The organism is Azospirillum sp. UFLA03-27 (assembly GCF_059803775.1).
On sequence record NZ_JAUQTX010000280.1, the window covers coordinates 1 to 8,248 of the forward strand.

An 8,248-nucleotide genomic window follows, 5' to 3' on the forward strand; every position below is an offset into this window, starting at 1 on the left:
TACGCGATAGCTGTTATAGTCTCGTGGGCTCGGAGATGTGTATAAGAGACAGGTCGTGGGGCGGCCGCACTCGTCGCCGCGGGCTGCGCGACCGTCTGAGCGACCGGATCGGCGACCGGTTCGGGCTGCGGTCCGCCGACCACAGCTGTGAAGCGGTTGAAGAAATCATCCGCCATCTTGCGCGCCGTGGCGTCCACCAGACGTGAACCGATCTGCGCGAGCTTGCCGCCGACCGTGGCGTGCGCGGTGTAGGACAGCACCGTCGCCGCCTCGCCATCCGGTTCCAAGGAAACCTTGGCGCCGCCCTTGCCGAAACCGGCGGCCCCGCCCGAGCCTTCGCCGGTGATGGTGTAGCCGTTGGGCGGGTCGAGATCCGACAGCGTCACCTTGCCGGAGAACTTGGCGCTGACCGGCCCCACCTTGGCGACCACTTTCGCGGTGAATTCCGTGTCGGACGTCTTCTGCACCTCCTCGCAGCCGGGAATGCATTGGCGCAGGATGTCCGGATCGTTCAGCGCCGCCCAAACCTTGTCGCGCGGGGCCGCGATGCGCTGGCTGCCGCTCATGTCCATGACGTGGTCCTCCCCTGCTTTTTTACAGCCAAGCCATAGCCGGACGATACGGCAAGGCCGCAACCGGCGACAGTCCCCCTTTCAGCCAGGAAGGGACGTCTCAGCGCGGGGCGGGCGGCACGCAATTCTGGACGATCGGCGTGCAGGCGGACAGCGAGGCGTTGCCCGGGTAGGACACCTGCTCCACGACCCCGTCCGGCCCCAGGACGAAAGTGGCCTCGCACATGCCGGGAGAGGAAGAACCGATCGGGAGCCCGAATCCCAGCCCGACGCCGACACCGCTGGAACCGCCGCCTCCGAAGCCTCCGACGCCGATGCTGCTGCCGCCGAGCGGGCTGATCGCCACTCCGGGGTCGGAGACGTAGGTGTAGTATTCCCGCCCACCGGCCTGGGCCTGCCGCGCCGGAACCCCGGCGCAGGCGAGCAGCCGTTCCTTCGGCATGCCGACCAGTTCGGTCTGGGCGCGCCGGGCGATCTGCGGGTCCGGCCCCGTGGCGCAGGAGGCCAGGAGCGCCCCGGCCAATCCCAGAAGCGTTGCCGTCCCGACATGCCGAACCGCCATGACCGTTCCCCTCCGATGCAGCATCGCACGACTGGCACAACCCCGCCCGCTGCTTGCGGTTCCCGGAGAAAGCCGGCTACCTAAACCGGAGCGTGCTCCACGCCGGCCCTTTTCACCAGACGAAAGGTCGGTTTCGGATGTGACAGCGGTGCCGTCCGACGCTTTGACGGTTGATGGAACGGAGGATCATGGTATGACTGACGAGGGTTTGGTTTCGACTAGCGACGGTTCTGCGATGACCACGGTCTTCCTTGCGCTCGGCAGCAATCTAGGCGACCGCGCCGCCAATCTGGCGACCGCGCAACGCCGGCTCTCTCCGCAGGTCCAGGTCACACTGGCCTCGCCCGTCTATGAAACCGCCCCCATGTACGTGACCGACCAGCCGTCCTTCCTGAATATGGTGCTGCGCACGCAGACGGCGCTCGGCCCGTGGGAACTTCTCCGCCACGTCAAGGACATCGAGGCGGAGATGGGCCGCGACCTGAAAGGCGGCCTTCGCTTCGGGCCGCGCCCCATCGACATCGACATTCTGCTCTATGGCGAGTTGGTGATGTACGCGCCGGAACTGGAGATTCCCCATCCCCGCATCGCCGAGCGCGCCTTCGTCCTGGCCCCGCTGGCCGACATTGCGGGCGACCTTCAACACCCGGCCATCGCACGCAGCTTCAATGATCTTCTGGCCGCCGTACCGGGGCGCGACACGGTGGTCCGCACCGGCACGGAGCTTCCGGTGGCAGTCTGACCTTTTTGACGGTCTGACCTTGTTGACGGTCTGACCTTGCCGAATGGGCGGGCGCCTGCGCTATAGTGGGCGTGGCGCAGCGACGAGGCGGCCGCCCCGGACGGGGCATCGACCAGGGCCGCCGCCCGCCAGGAGATGTCTTTTTTGGCCAACGATTCCGTTTCCCGACACACCGGCTCCGGCTCTCCCGGCGCAGGGGCGACCTACACCATCCTGCTGCGCGATTTCACCGCCACCGTGTCGCTCGCCGGGCGCTCCGGACGCCACACCGTTCACATCAGTCTGGAGTTGAAAGTCAGTCATCCCGGTCTCGACTTTCCCGACGACATAACCGCGGTCATGTCCTACGAGGACATTGTGGAGGACCTGCGCCGTCTGTGCGCCGAGGACATGGTGCCCGGGCCCGACTATCTGGCCGACCGCACCGCCGCGCTCTGCATGGCCCAGCCGAAGGTCCGCCATGTGCGCGTCGACGTGGAACTGCCGTCCTTGCTACCCGACACGGCCGGGGCCGGCGTCACGATCATGCGGAACCGCGACGCGGAACACTGAGTTCATTAACCTCCACCAATGCGGTAACCCTTTTACCGATATAGGCATCAGTTCGGTGTTCAGGCATGAACACTCAGCGGCTTTCTACCCTTGCGCAAACCGCGATAGAATATTTCGCGATGCAGCATTGTTGCGAAATACCGTATCTTAAGTACAATAGAACCACGCCGCCTCAAGGCCGGCCGGAATGCACAGGGAGGGTAACATGGACCATTTGACGGCTCCGACCCTGTCGGAAATCCTGGACGAGCCCATCATCGTCGCCCTGATGAATCGGGACGGCATGACCGCCGAGACGCTGCGGCAGCTTCTCGAACAGGTCGGGCGCAATTTGCGCGACCGCGAGGACCGGTTGGCCGCCTGAGCGGACGGCGTCCGGCGGTGGGTCCGGACCAGACGGTCCACCGCCGGAAACAGCTGGTATTCCGCGGGCTGGTGTTCAGCAGGTTGATTTTCAGCGGACAGACACGACGCGGAAGGGGCGCTGCTCTCCATCATGCTCGGTGATGGAGATGTACTCCCCCTCGACCAGAGTGTGGCGGTCGAAGCGGAAGATCGGTTCGTCGTCGTCGCTGTCATCGGCGTCGTAGTCGAACAGCCATCCCTTGCCCCGATGAATAAGGTGGCCGGTCTGCTCGTCCTCCCCGCGCCAGAAGCGGCGGACCGTGCAGGAAGCCCTCTGGCTGCGCCATTCCTCGAGATCCAGATGGCCGTCCGCGGTCAGTGGGGCGATGAACTCATAGCCATGCTCCGCGCTGCCTTCCGGATGGTCGGCGGTGCGGGCCAGCTCAAGGCGGATTGTCTTCAAGGGCACGGTCGTTCGTCCTTCGCAGGCGGCCTTTGCAGGCGATGGAACAAGGCGCACGTCGCGGAAGCCCGACGGTTGGGGGAGCGCGCCAAGCGCACTCCCCGCCGTCCCCCCGACGCGATCCCGCCAATGCCAACCAAACAGGGGGCCGGTTGTTCCGCGCCTCCCCACGACCACCCGCACCGTCACGGTACGGGTGGGGCGTTTCCTTCCTGACGTCCTCCCGTCCTGCCGCCCTCTTGAGATGTGGCGTCGCCTTACAGGGCCGGGTGCTGGTGCACGAAGCCGTCCAGAACGACCGTCAACTGGCGGGCGTGGACGGTCTGCCCATGGCTGCGGGCCCGGTCGATGTCCTCGCGGATGATGCGGGCGATCCGGCGGATGCCTTCGGCGTCGTGGGCAAGACAGCAGCCCAGTTCCACCGCCAGGATTTCCGGCAGATGCTCATGCTCCGCAATGGCGTCGATTTCCTCTTCGGTCAGATCGCTGAGCGCGATGCAATCGTCGATCGTCAACATGGCGCGTTCCTTCCCGATTGCTGGGCCTTGCCCGGACCGGAGTCCGGGTGGCCCTTGTGGTTGAAAACCATCGGCGTGGAGGGCGCCCGTCGTTGCTTGCGGCGCCGCGCGTCGGATCGGAGAAGCCCGGCCTTTTAAAAGAGAGGCCCCGTCGTCAGTGGGCCATCAGCACGGGCAGGCCGGCGTGATTCAGCACATAGCGGGTCACGCCACCCAGGATCATTTCCCGCATCCGGCTGTGTCCGTATCCTCCCATCACGAGGAGGTCGGACCCAAGTTCCGCGGCCTTGTTGATGATGGCTTGGCCGACGGGTTCCGATCCCGGCTTCAATATGGTTACCTGAACGTTAACGCCGTGCCAAGCGAGATATTGGGCGATGCGACGCCCTGCCGCAGCCTGGGTGTGGGACGTCTCGGCGGTCAGCACATGGACGGTGTCGGCACCGGTCAGAAAGGGCATCGCCCCGGTCAGGGCGCGCACCGATTCGGGGCTGCCGTTCCAGGCGAGCGCCACCGTGCGCCCGATCTCGTCCGGCAGGGTGGCTGGCGCCAGCAGCAGCGGACGGGCCGCCCCCAGCAGGGCGCTTTCCACCGTGGCGTAAGCCTGGGTGTTGCTGTCCAGCGTGGTGTGGGCGAAGACCAGCAGGTCGGCCAGCCGCCCCTCGCGCGGCACCACCTCCTCGACGCGGCCCGTTTCCTCCCGCCACTGGGCGGTCGGCGCCTCGACGCCGGTCGGGATGTCGCGCAGTTCGATGTCCGCGGCGCGAATCACATCGTCGAAGGTGCGGCGGGCGGTGTGGAGGTGGGTCTTCGACTCCCCTTCGGCGGCGCGCATGATCTCCTCGACCATCGCGCCGGACATGCCCTCGCCCAGCATGGGCACGGCGTCGCGCGGGTCCAGCGACACGAACAGGGCATCGACATGGGCGTCGAATTCGCGCGCGATCTTCAGAGCGGCGTTCAAAGCCACCGTGTCGCCGTCGAGTCCGGCCAACGGCACAAGGATCGTCTTGAGTGACATGATCTCCCCCCGGGCCGTTTCCGCCGGCCCATCTTCTGGACGGTGCCTGTCGGAACGACGGCTGGATGCACCGTTTCCAGCGCCGCGCCGCCCATATATTAGACCATGGGGAACCGGCGGCGCCCGTTCCACCTGGAATTACACCAGTCGCTCCAGCACGGCCGCAAGCGTTTCCCCCGCATCCCTGCCAGCATTCGTACGCAGCCACTCAAGCGGGCCCAGATCATAGACGTCCTGCCGCTTGGCGACTTCCGCCGTCGCGTCCGAGGCGTCGCCAAGGCGGGCGGCGATGCGGGCGACCCGCGTGTCCAAGGGCGCGTCCAGCCAAATCCCGTCGAATCGCACGCCGGTTTCGGCGGCAAGACGGGCCGCAGCGGAACGCTCCTCCGGTCGGGCGTGGACGGCGTCCAGCACCACGGCGTGGCCAGCGGCGAGCACGGCCCGCGCCCGTTCCAGAAGCCCGGCATAGACCCGCCCGGTTACTGCCGGCGTGTAGGCGTCGGCGGGGAGCCGCTCCGTCTCCCCGACCCCGAAGAGACGCTTGCGCAGCGCGTCGGAGCGCAGGACCACCGCGCCCGGCGACGCCCCCAGCGACGGCGCAAGGGCGCAGGCCAGCCGGGTTTTGCCGCTGCCAGACAGGCCGCCGATGGCGACCAGCCGCGGCGGCGGCGGCTCCAGCGCCGCGACAGCCTGCTCCAGATAGACGAACGCCTCCCCTTCCGAGCTGCGCTCCGCATCTTCGCCGGGGCGGAGCGCCGCCGTGGTGGCGGCGATCTTGGCGCGGATGGCCGCCCGTGCCGACAGGAACAGGGGCAGCAGCGCCAAACCGCCATAATCCTCCGTCGCGTCCAGGCTGCGGTTGAGGAAGGCGTTGCCGAGCGGGCGCAGCCCCCGCCGCTCCAGATCCATCAGCAGAAAGGCGAGATCGTAGGCGACGTCGATGACCGCCAAGCGCTCGTCGAACTCGATGCCGTCGAACAGGACCGGCCTTCCCTCCAGCAGCACGATGTTCCGCAAATGCAGGTCGCCATGGCAGTGCCGGACGAAGCCACGCCGACGCCGCTCCTCCAACTGCGGGGTCAGGCGCTCCAGCGCGTCCCTGGACCTGCGGGCCAGCGTCTCGACGCCATCCGGGGGAAACAGCGACGGGCTGGCGCGCAGTTCTGCGATGTTGCCGTCCACCACCTCCCGCATCGCCACGGCGCCGCCGCCCTCCGGGCGCGGTTCGGCGGCCTCGTGAAAAGCGGTCACGGCGTCGGCCAGCCCGCGAATCAATCCGTCGTCGAGACCGCCCCGCTCCGCCACGCGGTCCAGCAGGGCGTCCTGCGGAAAGCGGCGCATCGCGACCAGCCAGTCCAGCGCCGTCCCCCCCGCCGCGTCCTCGCCGCCGAAGGCGAGCGTGCCGTCCGTCCGCCGCACCACCGACTCCAGGCCAAGGTAAAGGGATGGCGCGGTTCGCCGGTTCAGCCGCAACTCCTCCAGGCAAGCCGCGCGGCGGCGTTCGGCCGTCGAATAGTCGAGATAGGGGTAGCGGACCGCACGCTTGAGCTTGTAGGCCCGGTCCCCGGCCAGGAAGACGATGGCGGCGTGGGTTTCGACGCGTTCCACCGCCGCCCCGCCATGACTCGCCGGATCGGCGAGGAAGGCGGCCGCCGATGGCGTCGGGTCCTGTGCCGGATCGGAAGCGGCGTGCTGCATGACGGCAGTCTAGCACGCTCCCGCGCCAGCCGATGAGCCCCGCCAACCGCCTAGGCCCTCACAAACAGGGCAGCCCTCCCACCATTGACGCGGGAGGCGGCGCGCACGACATCTGGGAGTAGCACCGTTACGCGCTTGCTCGGGGGTGCGGTGCAACGCGTAATGCCACAACCGCGCCGGGATCGGACGCGGTAGGCTGGAGCAGCCGGAGTAGGACGGTCAACGATCGATCGGGAGCAGACCGCCGTGCGTCATGGGACCTCGTGCCTCTGTCTGGTGGTTGCCGTGGCGGGCCTTGCGCTCTCCGCTCCCGCAGGCGCGCAGACCCTGTCCATGCCCGACGACCGGATCGGCAACTGGAAGATCGGCGGCCTCGCCTACAGCGTCGGTGAAACGCCGGACACCAAGGTGTCCGACCTGCACAACAAGATCCGCATCGGCTCCTCCCTCCTGCCCAAGCTCGACGGTTACGCGGAAGTGCGCCCCTGGGTATCGCTCGGTCCCAGCACGCCGGACGGCAGCCTCCATGGAATGGGGGGCATCCTGATCGACGTTCCGTTGGGGGGGTCCTCCTTCGTCTTCACGCCCAGCGTCGGCGCGGGAACCCTGCCGGTCACGCCACGCGATCCGGCGGCCTCGGGCAGCGTGGTCGAGTTCCGGTCCCAGCTCGAACTCGGCTATCAGTTCGAGAACAAGGCCCGTTTCAGCCTGGGCTACAGCCGCATCGACACCAGCGGTCCCATCGCGGATTCCGCCACGCCGACCAACAACGTGTTCGGCCTCTATTACCGCATGCCGTTCGGAGCCTTCACCGGACGCTGAGAATTCGCCGGTTCTTTTGCGGCGCAGCATGACCATCCGCGAATCACTTCGATTTTCTGCTGACGCGGAGGCTGCGCAAAGGGGTTGGCAATACTCGCCTTAACCACTTGTTAATGACGGCTGGTTCTATTGACCTCGGGGACCAACGCCGGGGATTCGATCATGGCCAAGCGCAAGACCGCCACCGCAAAGACCGCCGACGCCGCTCCGTCGCTCGAAGCCGCCGAAGCGCTCGCCACCGACACCGGGGCGGAAATCGTCCTGAAAACCAATTTCGCGGCCATCGAGCAGGACGCGGTCGCGCTGTTGCACGCCGCCAGCCTTCTCGTCGAAGCCGACACGCCGGAAAAGGCGAATCACGCCCTCGACCACAATCTCCGCCTCTGGGTCGCCATCAAGACGGTGCTCCAGAATGAAGAGAACACCCTGGATTCCGAGGTCAAGGCGAACCTGCGCAACCTCGCGCAGTACGTCACCGTCACCACCATGGAAGCCACACAGGGCTCCATCGAGGCGCGCAAGCTGGTGTCGCTGTCGCGGATCAACATGCACATCGCCGAGGGGCTGCTGCACGGCCAGAAGAGCCGCATGGTGCAGGAGCGTGCCTATGAGATCTGGGAGCGCGAAGGCCGCCCGGACGGGCGCGAGATGGACCATTGGCTGCGGGCCGAGGGCGAAATCGCCGAGCTGCTGAGCAACCGCTGACGGCACGCGCATCGACCGGACCGGCGTCGCGCCGCAATCCGGCCATTCCGTCAGGACATGACCACCCGTGTCGCGGCAACGTGACGCGGGTGGTTGCAGTTGATAGCATCCGGGCGTGACCGCGCCCCCTGTCTCTTATACACATCTCCGAGCCCACGAGACTATAACAGCTATCTCGTATGCCGTCTGCTGCTTGAAAAGGGGGGGGGGGGGGGGGGGGGGGGGGGGGGGGGGGGGGGGGGGGGGGG

11 protein-coding genes are annotated in these 8,248 nt (G+C 67.3%); 5 read left to right on the forward strand and 6 right to left on the reverse strand.

The window, feature by feature from the left end; all coding sequences use genetic code 11:
* Together Q4I23_RS27865 and Q4I23_RS27870 are read right to left on the reverse strand one after the other, a co-directional pair.
* Positions 1 to 572: SRPBCC family protein (locus Q4I23_RS27865; RefSeq protein ID WP_498528361.1), on the reverse strand; the 572-nt coding region annotated here is incomplete at its 3' end.
* Between the two features lie 100 nt (positions 573 to 672).
* Positions 673 to 1,134 carry a hypothetical protein gene (locus tag Q4I23_RS27870; RefSeq protein WP_014197152.1) on the reverse strand — a complete coding sequence of 154 codons (462 nt, stop codon included), beginning with the start codon at positions 1,132 to 1,134 and terminating at the stop codon, positions 673 to 675.
* 235 nt (positions 1,135 to 1,369) lie between these two features.
* On the opposite strand from Q4I23_RS27870, the gene folK reads away from it, so the two are divergent.
* From folK to Q4I23_RS27885, 3 genes are all read left to right on the forward strand, one after another.
* Complete coding sequence (gene folK, locus Q4I23_RS27875; RefSeq protein WP_498528362.1) at positions 1,370 to 1,876, forward strand: 2-amino-4-hydroxy-6-hydroxymethyldihydropteridine diphosphokinase; 507 nt, start codon at positions 1,370 to 1,372, stop codon at positions 1,874 to 1,876.
* 144 nt (positions 1,877 to 2,020) lie between these two features.
* Positions 2,021 to 2,428: a dihydroneopterin aldolase gene (locus Q4I23_RS27880; RefSeq protein WP_237906101.1), complete on the forward strand. Its 408-nt coding sequence runs from the start codon at positions 2,021 to 2,023 to the stop codon at positions 2,426 to 2,428.
* Positions 2,429 to 2,633: 205 nt separating this feature from the next.
* A complete protein-coding gene (locus Q4I23_RS27885; protein WP_014197156.1) occupies positions 2,634 to 2,792 on the forward strand; it encodes a hypothetical protein in 159 nt (52 codons plus the stop codon).
* A 90-nt stretch (positions 2,793 to 2,882) separates the two neighbouring features.
* Here the strand turns inward: Q4I23_RS27885 and Q4I23_RS27890 are convergent, their stop codons facing one another.
* From Q4I23_RS27890 to Q4I23_RS27905, 4 genes are all read right to left on the reverse strand, one after another.
* Complete coding sequence (locus tag Q4I23_RS27890) at positions 2,883 to 3,242, reverse strand: hypothetical protein (RefSeq protein WP_498528363.1); 360 nt, start codon at positions 3,240 to 3,242, stop codon at positions 2,883 to 2,885.
* Between the two features lie 251 nt (positions 3,243 to 3,493).
* On the reverse strand, positions 3,494 to 3,754 hold the full coding sequence (locus Q4I23_RS27895; RefSeq protein ID WP_014197158.1) for a hypothetical protein: 261 nt from the start codon (positions 3,752 to 3,754) through the stop codon (positions 3,494 to 3,496).
* Between the two features lie 154 nt (positions 3,755 to 3,908).
* Complete coding sequence (locus Q4I23_RS27900) at positions 3,909 to 4,775, reverse strand: universal stress protein (protein WP_014197159.1); 867 nt, start codon at positions 4,773 to 4,775, stop codon at positions 3,909 to 3,911.
* Between the two features lie 138 nt (positions 4,776 to 4,913).
* Positions 4,914 to 6,473 (reverse strand): bifunctional aminoglycoside phosphotransferase/ATP-binding protein, encoded by a 1,560-nt coding sequence (locus Q4I23_RS27905; protein WP_498528364.1) that lies wholly within the window; start codon positions 6,471 to 6,473, stop codon positions 4,914 to 4,916.
* Between the two features lie 285 nt (positions 6,474 to 6,758).
* Here Q4I23_RS27905 and Q4I23_RS27910 point away from each other — a divergent pair, with 285 nt between their 5' ends.
* The gene (locus Q4I23_RS27910; RefSeq protein ID WP_498528365.1) at positions 6,759 to 7,295 is read left to right on the forward strand and encodes an acyloxyacyl hydrolase; all 537 of its coding nucleotides are present in this window, start codon (positions 6,759 to 6,761) and stop codon (positions 7,293 to 7,295) included.
* Positions 7,296 to 7,457: 162 nt separating this feature from the next.
* Positions 7,458 to 8,000: a DUF2934 domain-containing protein gene (locus Q4I23_RS27915; protein WP_237906096.1), complete on the forward strand. Its 543-nt coding sequence runs from the start codon at positions 7,458 to 7,460 to the stop codon at positions 7,998 to 8,000.
* Positions 8,001 to 8,248: the final 248 nt, after the last annotated feature.

Excerpts from the sequence above, each read along its gene's own strand:
- Q4I23_RS27915 (WP_237906096.1), top strand. The coding sequence starts at position 7,458 with ATGGCCAAGCGCAAGACCGCCACCGCAAAGACCGCCGACGCCGCTCCG.
- Q4I23_RS27900 (WP_014197159.1), bottom strand. The coding sequence starts at position 4,775 with ATGTCACTCAAGACGATCCTTGTGCCGTTGGCCGGACTCGACGGCGAC.
- Q4I23_RS27905 (WP_498528364.1), bottom strand. The coding sequence starts at position 6,473 with ATGCAGCACGCCGCTTCCGATCCGGCACAGGACCCGACGCCATCGGCG.
- Q4I23_RS27895 (WP_014197158.1), bottom strand. The coding sequence starts at position 3,754 with ATGTTGACGATCGACGATTGCATCGCGCTCAGCGATCTGACCGAAGAG.
- Q4I23_RS27885 (WP_014197156.1), top strand. The coding sequence starts at position 2,634 with ATGGACCATTTGACGGCTCCGACCCTGTCGGAAATCCTGGACGAGCCC.
- Q4I23_RS27870 (WP_014197152.1), bottom strand. The coding sequence starts at position 1,134 with ATGGCGGTTCGGCATGTCGGGACGGCAACGCTTCTGGGATTGGCCGGG.
- folK (WP_498528362.1), top strand. The coding sequence starts at position 1,370 with ATGACCACGGTCTTCCTTGCGCTCGGCAGCAATCTAGGCGACCGCGCC.